Origin of the sequence: Anaeromyxobacter sp. K (genome assembly GCF_000020805.1) — a bacterium.
GTDB lineage: Bacteria > Myxococcota > Myxococcia > Myxococcales > Anaeromyxobacteraceae > Anaeromyxobacter > Anaeromyxobacter dehalogenans.
Genome location: NC_011145.1, coordinates 2,472,370 through 2,487,879, shown reverse-complemented (window position 1 = coordinate 2,487,879; position 15,510 = coordinate 2,472,370). Strand labels below are relative to the sequence as shown.

Here is a 15,510-nt window from a genome sequence, read left to right as displayed (position 1 = left end):
CATGGATCTCCGGGTGGAGCGCAAGGACGCGGTCGAGGTGTGGACCATCGACGGCGCCTCGCGCCGGAACTCGATCACGGTGGGGCTGCTGGGCGCGCTGCGCGCGCAGCTGGCGCGCGCCGGGGGCGACCGGGCCCTGCGCTGCGTGGTGGTCACCGGCGACGGCGACAAGGCGTTCTGCGCCGGCGCCGATCTGAAGGAGCGCGCCGGGATGTCCGCCGACGACGTGCACCGGTTCCACGAGGGCCTGCGCGACGCGCTCCGCGGCATCGAGCAGGCGCCGCAGCCGTTCGTGGCCGCGCTGAACGGCGCGGCGCTGGGCGGCGGGCTGGAGCTGGCGCTCGCCTGCGACCTGCGCGTCGCCGCCGACTCGGCCCAGCTCGGGCTGCCCGAGGTCGCGCTCGGCATCATCCCGGGCGGCGGCGGCACGCAGCGGCTGGCGCGGCTGGTGGGCGTGGCGCGCGCGAAGGACCTCGTCCTCACCGCGCGCCGGATCGGCGCCGCCGAGGCGCTCGCCATGGGGCTCGTCACGCAGATCGCGCCGCCGGGGCGGCTGCTCGACGAGGCGCTCGCGCTGGCCGGGCGCATCGCCCGGAACGCGCCGGTGTCGCTGCGCCAGGCGAAGCGCGCCATCGACGGCGGGTTCCACCTGCCGCTCGAGGAGGCGCTCGCGCTGGAGCACCGGATGTACCAGGACTGCCTCGGCACCCGCGACCGGCGCGAGGCGCTGGCCGCGTTCGCCGAGAAGCGCCCGCCGGTGTTCACGGGCGAGTGAGCCGGGGCGCGCAGCGCGCCGCGAGGACACGACGGGGGAAGGCACCATGGACGCGGACGGAACGCCCGGAGGTGGCGCAGTGGCCCGAGACGAGTCGCCGGACGCGCGCATCGCGCGGGAGCTGCGGCGGGTGGAGCAGGGCGGCGCGGCGAAGTACCACGCCAAGAACGCCGAGCAGGGCAAGCGCTTCGCGCGGGAGCGGATCGCGCTCCTGCTCGACCCGGAGAGCTTCGTGGAGGACGGCGCGCTCGCGAACGCGCTCGACCCGGAGCTGCCCGCCGACGGCGTCGTCACCGGCATGGGCCGGATGGACGGCCGCCCGGTCTGCGTGATGGCGAACGACTCCACCGTGAAGGCGGGGAGCTGGGGCGCGCGCACGGTCGAGAAGATCCTGCGCATCCAGGAGGTCGCGGCGGCGCAGCGCCTGCCGCTGCTCTACCTGGTGGATTCGGCCGGCGCGCGCATCACCGACCAGGTGGAGATGTTCCCGGGGCGCCGCGGCGCCGGGCGCATCTTCCACAACGAGGTGCACCTCTCCGGCGTGGTCCCCCAGATCTGCCTGCTGTTCGGCCCGTCTGCGGCGGGCGGCGCGTACATCCCGGCGTTCTGCGACGTGGTCGTGATGGTGGAGGGGAACGCCTCCATGTACCTGGGCTCCCCGCGGATGGCCGAGATGGTCATCGGCGAGAAGGTGACGCTGGAGGAGCTGGGTGGCGCGCGCATGCACTGCTCGGTGTCCGGCTGCGGCGACTTCCTGGTGAAGACCGAGGAGGAGGCCATCGCCCTGGCGCGCCGCTGGCTCTCGTACCTGCCCTCCAGCCACCGCGCGCTGCCGCCCGAGGCGCCGGCCCGGCCGCCGCGCCCCGGCGCCCGCGCGCCGGCGGACGTGGTGCCGCGCGACCAGAACAAGCCGTTCGACATGCTCGAGCTCGTCGACGCGATCGTGGACGAGGGCTCGTTCCTGGAGGTGAAGCGCCTCTGGGCCGGCGAGCTCGTCACCGGGCTCGCCCGCATCGACGGCCAGGTGGTGGGGATCGTCGCGAACCAGCCCAAGGTGAAGGGCGGGGTGCTGTTCGTGGACTCCGCCGACAAGGCCACCCGCTTCATCTGGCTGTGCGACGCGTTCAACGTGCCGCTGCTCTACCTCGCCGACGTGCCCGGGTTCATGATCGGCACGAAGGTCGAGCGGGCCGGGATCATCCGGGCGGGGGCCAAGATGATCAGCGCGGTCTCGGAGGCCACCGTCCCGCGCATCTGCGTGGTGGTGCGCAAGGCGTACGGCGCCGGTCTCTACGCGATGGACGGCCCGGCGTTCGGCCCGTCCGCCACGCTGGCGCTGCCGGAGGCCATGATCGCGGTGATGGGGCCGGAGGCGGCGGTGAACGCGGTCTTCTTCAACAAGATCCAGGAGCGGCCCGAGGGCGAGCGGGCCGCCTACGTGCAGGCCCTGCGCGAGGAGTACCGGGCCGACATCGACCTGCTCAAGCTGGCGAGCGAGCTGGTGGTGGACGCGGTGGTGCCCGGCGAGCGGCTGCGCGAGGAGCTCTCCCGCCGGTTCCGGATCTACGCGGCCGGCCACGAGCCGACGCGCGAGCGCAAGCGCGGCGTCCTCCCGGTCTAGGAGCCCACATGGACTTCGAACTCCCCGAGGAGCTGGTCGAGATCCAGCGGACCGTGCGCGCGTTCTGCGAGGCGGAGGTGCGGCCGCACGCCGCCGCGTGGGACGCGAGCGAGACGTTCCCGCGCGAGGTGGTGGCGAAGCTCGGCGCCATGGGCCTGCTCGGCATCACGGTGCCGGAGCGGTACGGCGGCGCCGGCATGGGCGCGCTGGCGGTGGCGGTGGTGGTGGAGGAGGTCGCGCGCTTCGACGGCTCGCTCGCCCTCACCGTGGCGAGCCACAACGGGCTCGGCACCGGCCACATCGCGCGGTTCGGCACCGACGCGCAGAAGGAGCGGTACCTGCCGTCCCTCGCGACGGGCGAGCGCCTGGCCGCCTGGGCGCTCACCGAGCCGGGGAGCGGCTCGGACGCCTCGGCGATGCGCACCACCGCGGTGCGCCGCGGCGACGCCTGGGCGCTCTCCGGCTCGAAGACGTTCATCACGCAGGGGACGGTGGGCGGCAGCTTCGTGGTGCTGGCCCGCACCGACCCGGGGCGGCGCCACCACGGGATCACCGCGTTCATCCTCGAGCCGGGGATGAGCGGGTTCACCCAGCGTCCCATCCACGGCAAGCTCGGCATGCGCAGCTCCGACACCGCGCAGCTGTTCCTGGACGAGGTCGAGGTCCCGGACGCGCAGCGGCTCGGCGAGGTGGACCACGGCTTCATCGACACGCTGCAGATCCTCGACCGCGGCCGGATCACCATCGGCGCGCTCGCGGTGGGGCTGGGCCGGGGCGCGCTGGAGGAGGCCCGGGCGTACGCGAAGGAGCGCCAGGCGTTCGGCAAACCCATCGCCGAGTTCCAGGCGATCGGCTTCATGCTCGCCGACATGGCCACCGAGCTCGACGCGGCGCGGCTGCTGGTCCGGCGGGCGGCCGCCCTGTGCGACGCGGGCGAGCCGTTCGGCACGGCGGCCTCGATGGCGAAGCTCTACGCGAGCGAGGCCGCCATGCGCGCCACCTCCCGCGCGATCCAGATCCACGGCGGCTACGGCTACACCCGCGACTTCCCGGTGGAGCGCCATTTTCGCGACGCCAAGCTGACCGAGATCGGCGAGGGGACGAGCGAGGTGCAGCGGATGGTCATCTCGCGGGAGATTCTGAGGTAGTCTCTCGCGCGGAAGGGGAGCGCGCCGGACGGGCGGGACGCCCGTGGCGCGCGCGCGTGGGACACCATGGGCGAAGGCGAACACACCATCATCGGAAAGATCCCGCGCGAGCGCCTGAACCAGATCGCCTCGCGCAAGCTGTCCGCGCTCGGGATCCCCGTCCGCCTCGGCGCCGACCGCGAGACGCTCGAGGGCGAGCTCGCGTTCGCCGGGCGGGTCCAGCACCCCGTCACCGGCCAGACCATCGCCCGCGGCCGCTTCGTGGTCACCGGCCACGACCACCTCCGCTTCCTCGACGCGCCGCTCGCCGCCCTCGGCGAGGTGAACTTCTACGAGCACGAGCGGGCCACCGGGCTCGAGGTCTCGGTGGCGCAGGCGCTCGGGCGGCACGCCGCGGCGCTCCAGGACCTGGCCGCGCGCATGCGATCGCTGCGGCTGGAGACCGCGCTCGACCCGGAGCGCCTGGCGGTCCGGGCCCTGGTGAAGACCGCCACCCACGCGTTCGAGGTGCTGGGCGGGCCCGAGTCGGTGCGGGTGTCCCGCGTCGCGCCGGTGGGCGGGCGGCCGTTCGAGGTCGCGCCGGACTTCCCCGCGCTCGACCTCTCCGACTTCGCCAGCCCGACCGACCTCGAGATCTACCTGGTCGGCTCGGTGTCGCGGATGCGGCCCGCCGCGCCGGCGCCGGCGCTCACGCCGCCGCCCACCTCCGCGCCGACGCTCGCGGCCACGCCGGCGCCGCGCAACGCGCTCACGCTGGCGGCGCTGGCGCAGGTGTTCGGCGACGACGCCATGCTCGCGCCGAACGCCATGGTCGAGCTGGTGAAGGAGTTCGCCTACGGCAACACCCGCTACCGGTTCGTGGCCAGCAGGGAGATGGGCACCCGCTTCAAGGGGCGGGTGATCGGCCCGAACGGCGACGTCTGGTCGGACCGCTTCGAGCTGGCGAGCTTCCCCGGCACCGCCAAGGTGGTGGCGCTCGCGCTGGGCGCGGCGGATCCGGGCGCGGCCCCGGCGCCGGCGCCCGGGCCGGTCGCGGTGGCCTCCGAGGTCCCGAGCCACCTCATGCCGCACCCCGGCGAGATCTGGGTGATGAGCGTGGTGGTGGAGGAGGCGGGCCCGGACGAGGTCCGCTACGTCGGCACCGACATCGACGGCCGGCCCTACGGCGCGGCGCGCGTCCTGAAGCGCTCGGACTTCGAGGCGGTGTTCGCCCAGGAGCGCGGCGGATGGCGCCTGCTCATCCAGATCGACCAGGTGCAGGACGGCAGCGTGATCTACCGGCAGCTCGATCGCCAGCGGCAGCCCATGGGCGCGCCGCGCAAGATGTCCAGCGCGATCCTCGTCGCGAACTTCGTCCCCGAGGCGGCGGCCTACTGATGTCCTCCCGATCCATCGCGGAGCGCGTGCTCGCGGGCGAGATCCGCGCCGCCGCCCGCCTCATGCGCGACCTCGACGACCGGCTCCCGGAGGCCGAGGCCACGCTGCGGGCCCTGTTCCCGCGGACCGGCCGGGCGTACGTGGTGGGGCTCACCGGCGCGCCCGGCGCCGGCAAGTCCTCGCTCACCGACCGGCTCATCGGCCACTACCGCCGGCTGGGCAAGACGGTCGGCGTGATCGCGGTCGACCCCACCAGCCCGTTCTCGGGCGGCGCCATCCTGGGCGACCGCATCCGGATGCAGGACCACGCGCTCGACGAGGGCGTCTTCATCCGCTCGCTCGGCACCCGCGGCCACCTGGGCGGCCTCTCGCGCTCCACCTCCGACCTGGTCCAGGTGATGGACGCCATGGGCAAGGACGTCATCCTGGTGGAGACGGTCGGGGTCGGGCAGGACGAGATCGAGGTCGCCACGCTGGCGCACACCGTGGTGGTGGTGGCGGTGCCGGGGCTGGGCGACGACGTCCAGGCCATCAAGGCGGGCGTGCTCGAGATCGCCGACGTGTTCGCGGTGAACAAGGCCGACCGGGAGGGCGCGGACCGGACCGTGCGCGACCTGCAGACCATGCTGGAGCTGCGCCGCACGGTCATGGGCCTGGGTCCCGCGCCGGCCGACCACGACGCGGCGCACCGCTTCACCGGCGGCCCGGTGCCGCCCCAGGGCCCGGCCCAGGCGCCCTGGGAGCCGCCCATCGTGCGCACCGTGGCGGTGCGCGACGAGGGCGTGGCGGAGCTGATCTCGGCGGTGGACGCGCACCGCGCGCACCTCGAGGCCACCGGCGGTCGCCGCGAGCGCGAGGTGGCCCGAGCCCGCGCCGCGTTCGTGGCGGTGCTGCGGGAGCGGCTGATGGCCGGGGCGCTGGCGCGCCTCGAGGCGGAGAAGGGGCGGCTGGACGCGGTGGCCGAGCGGATCGCGGCGCGGAGCGCCGACCCGTACCAGCTCGCGGAGGAGCTGGCCGCGCTGCTGCGGGCCTGAGCGGGAGAGCGGACGATGGGCGAGGATCGAGGACCAGCGCAGGAGCCCGCGGGCGCGCCGCCGGAGCCGGACCCGGCGCTCGACCCGGTGGGCGCGCTGGAGGCGCGGCTCGGCATCGCGGTCACCGACCGCCAGGCCGCCCTGGCCGCGCTCACGCACAAGTCCTACGTGAACGAGCACCGCGAGGACGGGCTGCAGGACAACGAGCGGCTCGAGTTCCTGGGCGACGCGGTCATCGACCTGGCCGTGTCGCACCGGCTCATGGAGCGCTTCCCGTCGGCGCGCGAGGGCGACCTCTCCAAGATGCGCGCCGCGGTGGTGGACGAGCAGGGGCTCGCCGGGATGGCGCGCGCGCTCGACCTCGGGACGCTGCTCCGCCTCGGGCGCGGCGAGGAGCTGACCGGCGGCCGGCAGAAGTCGTCGCTGCTCGCCGACGCCATGGAGGCGGTGATCGCCGCCGTGTACCAGGGCCAGGGGCTCCCGGCGGTCCTGTGCTTCGTGGACCGCTTCCTCGGCGAGGCGTTCGCGCGCGCCGCGGCCGGCACGCTGGACCGCGACTTCAAGACCCAGCTCCAGGAGCTCTCGCAGAGCCGGCTGCGCGCCACCCCGCGGTACCGCGTGGTCGCCGAGCACGGCCCCGACCACTCGAAGACGTTCGAGGTCGAGACCGACCTGCGCGGCGAGGTGCTGGGGCGCGGCGCCGGACGGTCGAAGAAGGACGCGGAGCAGGCGGCGGCGCGGCTCGCGCTGGATGCGCTCGGGCGTCGCCTCGCGGTGGAGGCAGGCCAGGCCGGGGCGGAGCCCGCGGCCACGAGCCCCGCGGCCGCACCGCGGGCCGAGGTCGCCGAGGCGCCGGCCGCCCCGCCGGCGCCGGACGAGGCGCTCACGCCAGCCCCGGCGCCCCCTGCGCCCCCGGAGGCGATCGCCCCCGAGCCGGAACCGGAGGACCGCCGCGCGGCGCGCGAGCCGGCCGGGGTGGTCGAGGACCCGGCGGCGACCGCGCACCCGCCGCACGCCCCGGCGCCCCGGCGCCGCCGCGCGGCCCCGTCCGGCGGCCGGAAGGCCGCCGCCCCGGCGCGGACCCGCAAGGCTGCGCCGAAGCGGAAGACGGCGGCCGGGAAGGGCGCCGCCAAGGGAGCCCGCAAGGGGACGCGCCCCCGGCGCTGAGGGGCGCCGTCTTTCCATTTGCCGGGGCTCCCACCCGCGACTAGCATCCCGCGGCATGACGCGCTCCTCCCTTCTGGTGATTTCACTGTTCGTGTCGCTGGCCGTCCCGCCCGCCGCCCGCGCGCAGGCGCCCGCGGCCGCCCCGGCCAAGGGCAAGGACCTGTACGCGGTGTTCGAGACCTCGCGCGGCAAGATCGGCGTGAAGCTGCTGCCGGCCGAGGCGCCGAAGACGGTCGAGAACTTCGTCCAGCTCGCCGAGGGCAAGAAGGCGTTCACCGACCCGCTCACCGGGCAGCAGCGCAAGGCGCCGTACTTCGACGGCCTGCTGTTCCACCGCGTGATCCCCGGCTTCATGATCCAGGGCGGCGATCCGGCCACGCGCGGCGCGCCGCTCGGCAGCGCGGCGCAGAAGAACCTCCCGTTCGGCGTCTCGGGGCCCGGCTACAAGTTCGAGGACGAGCTGCCGGCGCCCGGGACCCGGCTGTTCGAGAAGCCCTGCGTCCTCGCCATGGCGAACTCGGGCCCGAACACGAACGGCTCGCAGTTCTTCATCACCGAGGGCGCCGGCGACCGCGTGCCGCAGCTCGAGCCGCGGGCCTGCGACTCGAAGTCGGGCGTGTGCGGCTACACGCGCTTCGGGCAGGGCGTGTGCGGCTGCGACCTGGTCGGCGGCATCGCCCGCGCCGGGAACTCGCAGACGCGGCTGGTGAAGGTCACCATCACCGGCGAGCGCCCCACCTGCAAGTAGCGACAACCCGGGCCCGCGCGCGGGCCCGCCACCCGGCGGCGCGCCGGGAGAGGTGAACCATGGCCGAGGAGATGTACGCGACGTTCAAGACGTCGATGGGCGACATCGTGGTGAAGCTGCTGCCGGAGAAGGCGCCCAAGACCGTGAAGAACTTCGTGGACCTGGCCGAGGGCGCGCGCGAGTGGACCGACCCGCGCACCGGCCAGAAGGTGACGAAGCCGCTCTACGACGGCACGGTGTTCCACCGCGTCATCCCGGACTTCATGATCCAGGGCGGCGATCCGCTCGGCACCGGCACCGGCGGCCCCGGGTACCGGTTCGAGGACGAGATCGGCCCGGACAACGTGTTCTCGAAGCCCGGCCTGCTCGCCATGGCGAACGCCGGCCCGAACACGAACGGCTCGCAGTTCTTCATCACCGAGGTGGAGACGCCCTGGCTGAACAAGGGGCACACCATCTTCGGCGAGGTGGTCAAGGGCGGGGAGCTCGTCCCGAAGATCACCCGCGCCGGCAACGCCAAGGTCAAGCTCGAGAAGGTCACCATCACCCGCGGCGCGCAGCCCTAGCGCGCGCCGCCGCACGAAGGAACCCGGGCGCCCGCGCCCCCTCCGCCTCGAGCGGACGGGCGCGGGCGCGATCACCTCCATGGCCAGCAAGAAGAAGACCCCGTTCCGCGCCGGCTTCGTCGCCATCGTCGGCCGGCCGAACGTGGGGAAGTCCACGCTGCTGAACCGCGTGCTCGGCGAGCACGTGGCCATCGTCAGCCCCCGCCCGCAGACCACCCGCACCCGCATCCTGGGCGTCCACAACGTCCCGGGCGCGCAGGTGGCGTTCTTCGACACCCCCGGCCTGCACAAGGCCAAGGGCGCGCTCAACCGGCGCATGGTCGAGACCGCGCTCTCCACGCTGTCGGAGGTGGACGCGGTGCTCATGCTCATCGAGGCCGGCACCGGCCCCGAGGGCCGCGTCGAGGTGGGCGAGTCCACCCGCTGGGCGATCGACGAGGTCCGGCGCGCGCGGAAGCCGGCGGTGCTGGGCGTCAACAAGATGGACCGCGCGCCCCGCGCCACGCTGCTGCCGGTCATCGACGCGTACCGCGGCCTGCACGACTGGGCCGACATCGTCCCGTTCTCGGCGCTCACCGGGGAGAACGTGGACACGCTGGTGCAGGCGCTCATCCGGCGGCTGCCCGAGTCCGACGCCCCGCTGTTCCCGGCCGACGTGCTCACCGACCAGGCGGAGCGCGCGCTGGCGGCGGAGTACGTGCGCGAGCAGGTGATGCTGCAGACGCGCCAGGAGATCCCGTACTCGGCCGCGGTCGAGGTGGAGGAGTTCGACGAGTCCGGCCGGCGCGAGCGCGGCGGGCTGGTCCGCATCTCGGCGCTGGTGGTGGTCGAGCGCGACTCGCAGAAGGCGATCGTGATCGGCAAGCAGGGCGCGATGCTGAAGAAGATCGGCACGCGCGCGCGAGAGGGGCTGGAGCGGCTGCTCGGGTGCAAGGTGTTCCTGTCGCTGACGGTGAAGGTGGACGAGCGCTGGAGCGAGCGCGAGGGCGCGCTGAAGAGGTTCGGCCTGTGACCGCCCCGCGTCCCGTGGTGGCGCTGGTGGGCCGCCCCAACGTCGGGAAGTCCACGCTGTTCAACCGGCTGGCCGGCCGGCGCGTCGCGATCGTGGAGGACGTGCCCGGCGTGACCCGCGACCGCAACTACGCCGACGTGATCTGGGAGGGCCGCGCCGTCTCGGTGGTGGACACCGGCGGCTTCGAGCCCGAGTCGCGCGACCGGCTCATGTCGCAGGTGCGCGAGCAGGCCCAGCTCGCGGTGGACGAGGCCTCGGCGGTGGTGCTGGTGGTGGACGGCCGCGACGGCCTGACCGCGCTCGATCGCAACGTGGCGGACCTGCTCCGGCGCGCCGGCAAGCCGCTGTTCGTCGCGGTGAACAAGGTGGACACCGCCCGCACCGAGGAGGACGTGCCGCTGGCCGAGTTCTACGGGCTCGGGTTCGGCGAGGTGCACGCCGTCTCGGCCGAGCACGGGCGCGGCGTGTCCGGGCTGGTGGACGCGATCGTCGAGAAGCTCGCGCTCCCGCCGCTCCCGCCGGCGCCGGAGGAGGCCGACGAGCCGCAGGAGGTGTCGGAGGCGGAGCGGCCGGTCGGCGACATCCGGCTCGCCATCGTGGGCCGGCCCAACGTGGGCAAGAGCACGTTCGTGAACGCGCTGCTCGGCGAGGAGCGCTTCGTGGTCTCCGACGTGCCCGGCACCACCCGCGACGCGATCGACTCGCTCGTCGCGCACAAGGGGCGGCGCTTCGTGGTCACCGACACCGCCGGGATCCGGCGCAAGCGCTCGATCGCGCTGAAGGTCGAGTCGTTCTCGGTGGTCCGCGCCATGAAGGCGATGGATCAGGCCGAGGTGGTGGCGTGCCTCCTCGACGCGACCGAGGCCGGCGTCGAGCAGGACGCTCGGCTCCTCGGCCTGGTGGCGGAGAAGGGCAAGGCGCTGGTCATCGTGGTGAACAAGTGGGACATCGCCGAGCGCGAGGGCGCCACGCAGGACTGGTACCGCAAGGAGCTCACCAAGCGGCTGCCGTTCGTGGGCTTCGCGCCGATGCTGTTCGTCTCCGCGAAGGAGCGGCGCGGCGTGCACCGCGTGCTGGAGAAGGCCGCGCGCCTGGTGGAGCAGTACCGGGCCCGGTTCCCCACGCCGCAGCTCAACGAGCTGCTCGAGGCGCTGCAGGACGAGCACCCGGCCCCCATTGCCCGCGGGCGCCGGGTGAAGCTCTACTACGTCGCCCAGGTGGCCTACGCCCCGCCCACGTTCGTCATCCAGGCCAACCACCCGGACGGCCTGACCGACCACTACCGCCGCTACATCGAGAACCGGTTCCGCGACGCGTTCGGGCTGGAGGTGCCGATGCGCCTGGTGTTCAAGGAGCGCCAGCACCGCGCCCGCCCGCGGCGGCCCCGCGAGTAGGGCGGTCGGGCCGGCCCGGCGGGGCGGGCTTTCGCTTGACGCCCCCCGGGTAGCCGCCTAGATTGGCCCGGTTTTCCTCACATTTTCGCCGAGCACGCACCCGAGAGGCGCCATGTCGAAGGACACCGTGATCACCCGGAAGGACATGAAGGAGCCGGACAAGTTCCAGGTGGCGGCCACGCAGGCCGCGAGCTGGGCCGCCTCCCGGAAGAAGCACCTCGTCATCGCGGGCGGCGCGGTGGTGGCGGCGCTGGTGATCGTGGCGGCCGTCTCCGCGCTGCGCGCGCAGCGCGAGCAGACCGCCGGCGCGGCCGCCTCGGCCCTGCTCGCGGCCATGGGCGGCGAGGTGTCGAGCGTGCCGCTCCCCGGCGTGCCCGGGCCGTTCTTCCCGACGCAGGAGGCGAAGCAGCGCGCGGTCATCGCCGAGGCCGACAAGGTGATCGCGGCGCACGGCGGCACCGGCCCGGCGCTGCTGGCCGAGCTGGCCCGCGGCGACGCGCACTACAAGCTGGGCGACTGGGACGCCGCGCTCGCGTCCTACGAGCGCTACCTGAAGGACGCCCCCGCCGACGACTCGTTCCGCTTCGGCGCGCTGGAGGGCGTCGGGCTGGTCCGGGAGGCGAAGGGCGATCTCGCCGGCGCGGCGCAGGCGTACGAGCGGCTCGCCACCGAGGCGCCGAAGATGGCCGACCTAGCCGATCTGGAGCGGGCCCGCGTGCTCGCCGCCGCGGGGAAGGCGTCGGAGGCCAGGGCGCTGCTGGCCGGCTTCGCCGAGAAGCACAAGGACTCGCTGCTCACGCCCGAGGCGTCCGAGCGGCTCGCGCGGCTGGGTGGCAAGGAGTGACGGCGCTCGCGCTGGCGCTCGCGCTGGCGGCGGGGCCGGGCGTGTCGTCGCGCCTGCCGGCCGGCCCGCTGGACCTGTACCGCATCGCCTGGATGCGCCCGGTGGTCGGGCCGCAGGCGATGGAGTCGCGCCCGCTCGAGCCGGGCGGCGTGGCGGTGGACCCGGAGACCGGCTACGCGGTGTTCGGCACGCGCGACGGCTGGGTCCACGCGCTCCGGCCGGACGGCTCGGTGGCCTGGGAGCTCCGCACGGCGGGCAGCTTCTGGGCGCCGCCCGCCATCGACCACGGCGTCGCCTACGTCGGGTGCACCGACGGGCGGCTCTACGCGCTGGCGATGGCCACCGGCAAGGAGCTGTGGCGCTACGACGCGAAGGAGGAGCTGGGCACGCGCCCGGCCGTCGCGGACGGCACCGTCTTCGTGATGAGCCTGCAGGACACGCTGTTCGCGGTGGACGCGAAGACCGGCGCCTGGAAGTGGCACCACCGGCGCGAGGCGCGCGGCGGGTTCACGGTCCGCGGCGCCGCCTGGCCGGTCGCCCGCGGCGGCACGGTGTGGGCCGGCTACTCCGACGGCTGGGTGGCGGCGCTCGACGTGGCGAACGGCGCGACGCGGTGGGAGCGCACCGTGGCGCCCGCCGGCGACTACCTCGACGTGGACGCGATCCAGCTCGACGGCAAGCACCTGTACGCGACCGCGTTCTCCGGCGCGGTGCTGGCGATGGACGCGGCCACCGGCGATCCGGTCTGGGCCTTCCGCGCCCCCGGCGCGGCGCGGCTCGTGCTCGGGCGCGGGGCCGTGATCGCGGTCACCTCCAGCTCGGTCCACGCGCTCGACCCCGCGGCCGGCCACGTCCTCTGGACGGCGCCGCTGGGCGGCGCGCCCGGCGGCGGCGCGCCGGTGATCGCCGGGCCGTGGGTGCTCGTGCCCGCCGGCCAGGGCGGGCTCCGGTTCCTGGAGGCGTCGAGCGGGCGCACGCTGCGCGTGCTCGACCCCGGCACCGGCATCTCCTCCACGCCGGGCGTCGGCGGCGAGCGCGTGTACGTGCTCTCCAACGGCGGCGACCTGCTCGCGCTCGACCTGCGGTGAAGCGGATCCGCGTCGTCGCGGCCGTCGTCCGGCGGGGCGACGCCATCCTCGTCACCCGCCGGCCCGACCGCGACGGCCTGCGCGGCCAGTGGGAGTTCCCCGGCGGCAAGGTCGAGGCCGGCGAGTCCGAGCCCGACGCGCTCCGGCGCGAGATCCGCGAGGAGCTGGGCTGCGAGCTCGCGGTGGGCGCGCTCCTGCTCCGGCACGAGCACCGCTACCCGGCGCTCGAGGTCGAGCTGGCGTTCTACGCCGGCGCGCTCGCCTCGGACCAGGTGCCGTGCGCGCTCGGGGTGGCCGAGATCGCCTGGGCGCCGGTGGGCACGCTGGCCGGCTACGACTTCCTCGAGGCGGACCGCGCCGTGCTGGGCGAGCTCGAGCGCCGCTCGGCGCCCTGACGCCCCGTCACCGCGCGCGGCGCTTGCGCTTCGCGGGCTGCGGCTTCGGCTCGGGCGGCGGCGGCGTGCCGGCGACCAGCACGCTGAGGCCGGCCGGCGCGTACGCCTTGCCGGCCGCGTCGTGGAACTCGCGGGTGGCGGCGCCGTCGAGGCGGAGCGTGTAGCGGCTGCCCGGCCGCAGCGGCTCGGAGGGCGAGAGGGTCAGGCGCGTGGTGGTGCCCACCTCGTGCGTGCCGGCCGCGGCCACCGCCGCGTCGTTCGCGTCGAGCAGGGCCAGGCGGGCGTCGGCGCTGGCGACCGTGAGGTCGAGGCGGAAGTGCGCGCCGGCGTCCACCACCGTCTCGGCCTGGAGCGCGAGCGGCAGCGCCGCGCCGCCGGGCTCCAGCGCGACCGGGTCGCGGAGCACGGTGAACGCGGCGGCGGGATCGGCGGCGGCGCCGGGCTGCGCGGGGGCGGGTGCCTCCGCGGGCGCGGCGGCGCCGGCGGCGCCGGGGGAGGGCGCCGGCGGGGCGTCTGCAGGCGCCGCGGGCGCGGGGGCCGCGGCGCCGGGCGCGGGCTGCGGCGGAGCGCCGGCGGCGGGCTGCGGTGAGCGCTCACAGCCCCCGGAGAGCAGGGCGGCGAGCGCGGTGGCGAGCACGGCTCGGGGCATCGGCATGGCGGCCCAAGCTACCACGCGTGCCGCCGCGGCGGGAGCGGAAGGCGCGCCCGGCGAGATCCTTGGGGCGCCAACGTTCTCACGGGGCGAGCAGCTTCAGGACGGCCGGGTCCTTCTCGTCCTGCGCGAGGATCTCGTGGCACAGATCGCAGTCCGCGCGGATGGCCCGGCCGTCCTCGGTCTCGTGGTCGCCGTCGTGGCAGCGGAAGCACCCGGGCGCGGCCTCGTGGCCGAGCAGCGACGGATAGGTCCCCCAGGCGATGCGCATGGAGGGCCACACGTTGCGCGCCCACGCGTCGCCGAGCTCGCTCGCGGCGCGCTCCACCGCCTCGCGCGGCGCGCCGTCGCCCTCCGGCCCGGCGTAGAACGCGCCGAGCGCCGCGGCGATGCCCGCCCGCGCCGCCTCGTGGGACGGGTACCCGGCGCGGAGCGCCTTCAGCGCCTCGCGGCGCGCGAACGGGAGCGCCGCCGCGTCGATGCGCCCCGCCGCCAGCGCGGCGTCCACCTCGTCCTCCGGCGACCGGTACACGTGCGTGGGCCGGTTGTGGCAGTCCACGCAGTCCATCTCGCGCCAGCGCGCCTCGCCGGCGGGCGCCTTCGAGCGGAACGTGGCGCGTGCGCCGTCCGGGCCGGTCAGCTCGACCGTCCCGATGGTCTCGCGCTTCTCGTCGGCGAGGTAGCGGATGCGCACGCCGGGGTCCACGTGCCAGTGGATGCCGCGGGTCCGCGCCCCGAGCCCCTGCGCCCCGCCCACGTGGACCACCAGCACGGTGCGCAGCGGCGTGCTGCCGGCGTCGTCGGCGTGGCGGGTGATCACCTTCAGCCGGTCGCCCACCAGCTTGGTGGGCCAGTGGCACTGCTCGCAGGTGTCGCGCGCCGGGCGCAGGTTCTGGACGGGCGTGGGGATCGGGCGCGGGTAGAGATCGAGCGCGACCGACACCACCTGCCAGGCGCCGGAGAGCTTCGACTTCACGAACCAGCTCGCGCCCGGGCCGATGTGGCACTCGACGCAGGCGACCCGCGCGTGCGCCGACCGCCGGTGCGCCGAGGCCTCCGGGTCCATCACGCTGTGGCACGACCCGCAGAACGCCGGCGAGTCCATCACCTCGAGCCCCTTGTACGAGGCGATGCCCAGCAGCAGCAGGTTCACGGTGGTGAGGCCCAGGAACACCAGCAGCCGGCGCCGGGTGCGCGGCTGGTTCAGGTCCATCACCGGGAGCGGCGGCTCCGGTGCCCCCCGCGCCGCGAGGCGCACCCGGCGGCGGCGCTCCAGGGCCGCGCCCGCCGGCACGAGGATCAGGCCCGCCACCAGCAGCCCGGGGAGCAGCAGGTAGGCGAGGATGCCGAGGTACGGGCCGCCCTCCAGGCCGAGCAGGCTGGCGGCGAACAGCACCACCACCAGGACGCCGGAGACCGTGGCCAGCGCCGCCCCGGCGAGGCTCACCGGGTGACGCAGCCAGTCGGGTCCGGGACGGGACGAGGGCATGGGGCGCGCTCCTGCGCCGCGCGGAATCCGCTGCGCGCGCGCCACTCTAGCGCCGGGCAGGGGCGGGGGCGCCGCCGGGAGCGCCCCTGCGTCGCTCGGCCGCGGGTCCCGCTCGCCACGCCTCGGCGTCCCCTCACGGGGCTCCACCGCACTTCCAGTTAACCTCGGGGCGGCGGGCAGGGTACTCACCGGGTGGAGGG

General features: G+C 75.3%; 15 protein-coding genes. 13 read left to right on the top strand and 2 right to left on the bottom strand.

Annotated features, from left to right (window positions below; genetic code table 11):
* Position 1 precedes the first annotated feature (1 nt).
* From ANAEK_RS11095 to ANAEK_RS11035, 13 genes are all read left to right on the top strand, one after another.
* Complete coding sequence (locus ANAEK_RS11095; RefSeq protein WP_012526239.1) at positions 2 to 775, top strand: enoyl-CoA hydratase-related protein; 774 nt, start codon at positions 2 to 4, stop codon at positions 773 to 775.
* 46 nt (positions 776 to 821) lie between these two features.
* On the top strand, positions 822 to 2,396 hold the full coding sequence (locus ANAEK_RS11090) for an acyl-CoA carboxylase subunit beta (protein WP_049778388.1): 1,575 nt from the start codon (positions 822 to 824) through the stop codon (positions 2,394 to 2,396).
* A gap of 8 nt (positions 2,397 to 2,404) precedes the next feature.
* A complete protein-coding gene (locus ANAEK_RS11085; RefSeq protein WP_012526237.1) occupies positions 2,405 to 3,544 on the top strand; it encodes an acyl-CoA dehydrogenase family protein in 1,140 nt (379 codons plus the stop codon).
* A gap of 66 nt (positions 3,545 to 3,610) precedes the next feature.
* Positions 3,611 to 4,921 (top strand): hypothetical protein, encoded by a 1,311-nt coding sequence (locus tag ANAEK_RS11080; protein ID WP_012526236.1) that lies wholly within the window; start codon positions 3,611 to 3,613, stop codon positions 4,919 to 4,921.
* On the top strand, positions 4,921 to 5,955 hold the full coding sequence (gene meaB, locus ANAEK_RS11075; RefSeq protein ID WP_012526235.1) for a methylmalonyl Co-A mutase-associated GTPase MeaB: 1,035 nt from the start codon (positions 4,921 to 4,923) through the stop codon (positions 5,953 to 5,955). Before ANAEK_RS11080 ends, meaB begins: the two co-directional genes overlap by 1 nt.
* A 15-nt stretch (positions 5,956 to 5,970) precedes the next feature.
* Positions 5,971 to 7,122, top strand: a complete 1,152-nt coding sequence (rnc, locus tag ANAEK_RS11070) for a ribonuclease III (RefSeq protein ID WP_012526234.1) — start codon at positions 5,971 to 5,973, stop codon at positions 7,120 to 7,122.
* Positions 7,123 to 7,177: 55 nt separating this feature from the next.
* A complete protein-coding gene (locus ANAEK_RS11065; RefSeq protein WP_012526233.1) occupies positions 7,178 to 7,870 on the top strand; it encodes a peptidylprolyl isomerase in 693 nt (230 codons plus the stop codon).
* 59 nt (positions 7,871 to 7,929) lie between these two features.
* Positions 7,930 to 8,436 carry a peptidylprolyl isomerase gene (locus tag ANAEK_RS11060; protein ID WP_012526232.1) on the top strand — a complete coding sequence of 169 codons (507 nt, stop codon included), beginning with the start codon at positions 7,930 to 7,932 and terminating at the stop codon, positions 8,434 to 8,436.
* 79 nt (positions 8,437 to 8,515) lie between these two features.
* Positions 8,516 to 9,448 carry a GTPase Era gene (gene era / locus ANAEK_RS11055; protein WP_012526231.1) on the top strand — a complete coding sequence of 311 codons (933 nt, stop codon included), beginning with the start codon at positions 8,516 to 8,518 and terminating at the stop codon, positions 9,446 to 9,448.
* Positions 9,445 to 10,842, top strand: coding sequence for a ribosome biogenesis GTPase Der (der, locus tag ANAEK_RS11050; protein WP_012526230.1), 1,398 nt, complete (start codon positions 9,445 to 9,447; stop codon positions 10,840 to 10,842). The genes era and der overlap by 4 nt, the downstream gene beginning before the upstream one ends.
* 112 nt (positions 10,843 to 10,954) lie before the next feature.
* Positions 10,955 to 11,686 (top strand): tol-pal system YbgF family protein, encoded by a 732-nt coding sequence (locus ANAEK_RS11045; protein WP_012526229.1) that lies wholly within the window; start codon positions 10,955 to 10,957, stop codon positions 11,684 to 11,686.
* On the top strand, positions 11,683 to 12,774 hold the full coding sequence (locus tag ANAEK_RS11040; protein WP_012526228.1) for a PQQ-binding-like beta-propeller repeat protein: 1,092 nt from the start codon (positions 11,683 to 11,685) through the stop codon (positions 12,772 to 12,774). Before ANAEK_RS11045 ends, ANAEK_RS11040 begins: the two co-directional genes overlap by 4 nt.
* Complete coding sequence (locus tag ANAEK_RS11035) at positions 12,771 to 13,169, top strand: (deoxy)nucleoside triphosphate pyrophosphohydrolase (RefSeq protein ID WP_012526227.1); 399 nt, start codon at positions 12,771 to 12,773, stop codon at positions 13,167 to 13,169. Before ANAEK_RS11040 ends, ANAEK_RS11035 begins: the two co-directional genes overlap by 4 nt.
* 7 nt (positions 13,170 to 13,176) lie before the next feature.
* Here the strand turns inward: ANAEK_RS11035 and ANAEK_RS11030 are convergent, their stop codons facing one another.
* Both ANAEK_RS11030 and ANAEK_RS11025 read right to left on the bottom strand, forming a co-directional pair.
* Positions 13,177 to 13,824: a hypothetical protein gene (locus tag ANAEK_RS11030; RefSeq protein WP_012526226.1), complete on the bottom strand. Its 648-nt coding sequence runs from the start codon at positions 13,822 to 13,824 to the stop codon at positions 13,177 to 13,179.
* 79 nt (positions 13,825 to 13,903) lie between these two features.
* Positions 13,904 to 15,310 carry a NapC/NirT family cytochrome c gene (locus tag ANAEK_RS11025; protein ID WP_012526225.1) on the bottom strand — a complete coding sequence of 469 codons (1,407 nt, stop codon included), beginning with the start codon at positions 15,308 to 15,310 and terminating at the stop codon, positions 13,904 to 13,906.
* Between the last annotated feature and the right edge of the window lie 200 nt (positions 15,311 to 15,510).

Excerpts from the sequence above, each read along its gene's own strand:
- ANAEK_RS11095 (WP_012526239.1), top strand. The coding sequence starts at position 2 with ATGGATCTCCGGGTGGAGCGCAAGGACGCGGTCGAGGTGTGGACCATC.
- ANAEK_RS11090 (WP_049778388.1), top strand. The coding sequence starts at position 822 with ATGGACGCGGACGGAACGCCCGGAGGTGGCGCAGTGGCCCGAGACGAG.
- ANAEK_RS11085 (WP_012526237.1), top strand. The coding sequence starts at position 2,405 with ATGGACTTCGAACTCCCCGAGGAGCTGGTCGAGATCCAGCGGACCGTG.
- ANAEK_RS11080 (WP_012526236.1), top strand. The coding sequence starts at position 3,611 with ATGGGCGAAGGCGAACACACCATCATCGGAAAGATCCCGCGCGAGCGC.
- meaB (WP_012526235.1), top strand. The coding sequence starts at position 4,921 with ATGTCCTCCCGATCCATCGCGGAGCGCGTGCTCGCGGGCGAGATCCGC.
- rnc (WP_012526234.1), top strand. The coding sequence starts at position 5,971 with ATGGGCGAGGATCGAGGACCAGCGCAGGAGCCCGCGGGCGCGCCGCCG.
- ANAEK_RS11065 (WP_012526233.1), top strand. The coding sequence starts at position 7,178 with ATGACGCGCTCCTCCCTTCTGGTGATTTCACTGTTCGTGTCGCTGGCC.
- ANAEK_RS11060 (WP_012526232.1), top strand. The coding sequence starts at position 7,930 with ATGGCCGAGGAGATGTACGCGACGTTCAAGACGTCGATGGGCGACATC.
- era (WP_012526231.1), top strand. The coding sequence starts at position 8,516 with ATGGCCAGCAAGAAGAAGACCCCGTTCCGCGCCGGCTTCGTCGCCATC.
- ANAEK_RS11045 (WP_012526229.1), top strand. The coding sequence starts at position 10,955 with ATGTCGAAGGACACCGTGATCACCCGGAAGGACATGAAGGAGCCGGAC.
- ANAEK_RS11030 (WP_012526226.1), bottom strand. The coding sequence starts at position 13,824 with ATGCCGATGCCCCGAGCCGTGCTCGCCACCGCGCTCGCCGCCCTGCTC.
- ANAEK_RS11025 (WP_012526225.1), bottom strand. The coding sequence starts at position 15,310 with ATGCCCTCGTCCCGTCCCGGACCCGACTGGCTGCGTCACCCGGTGAGC.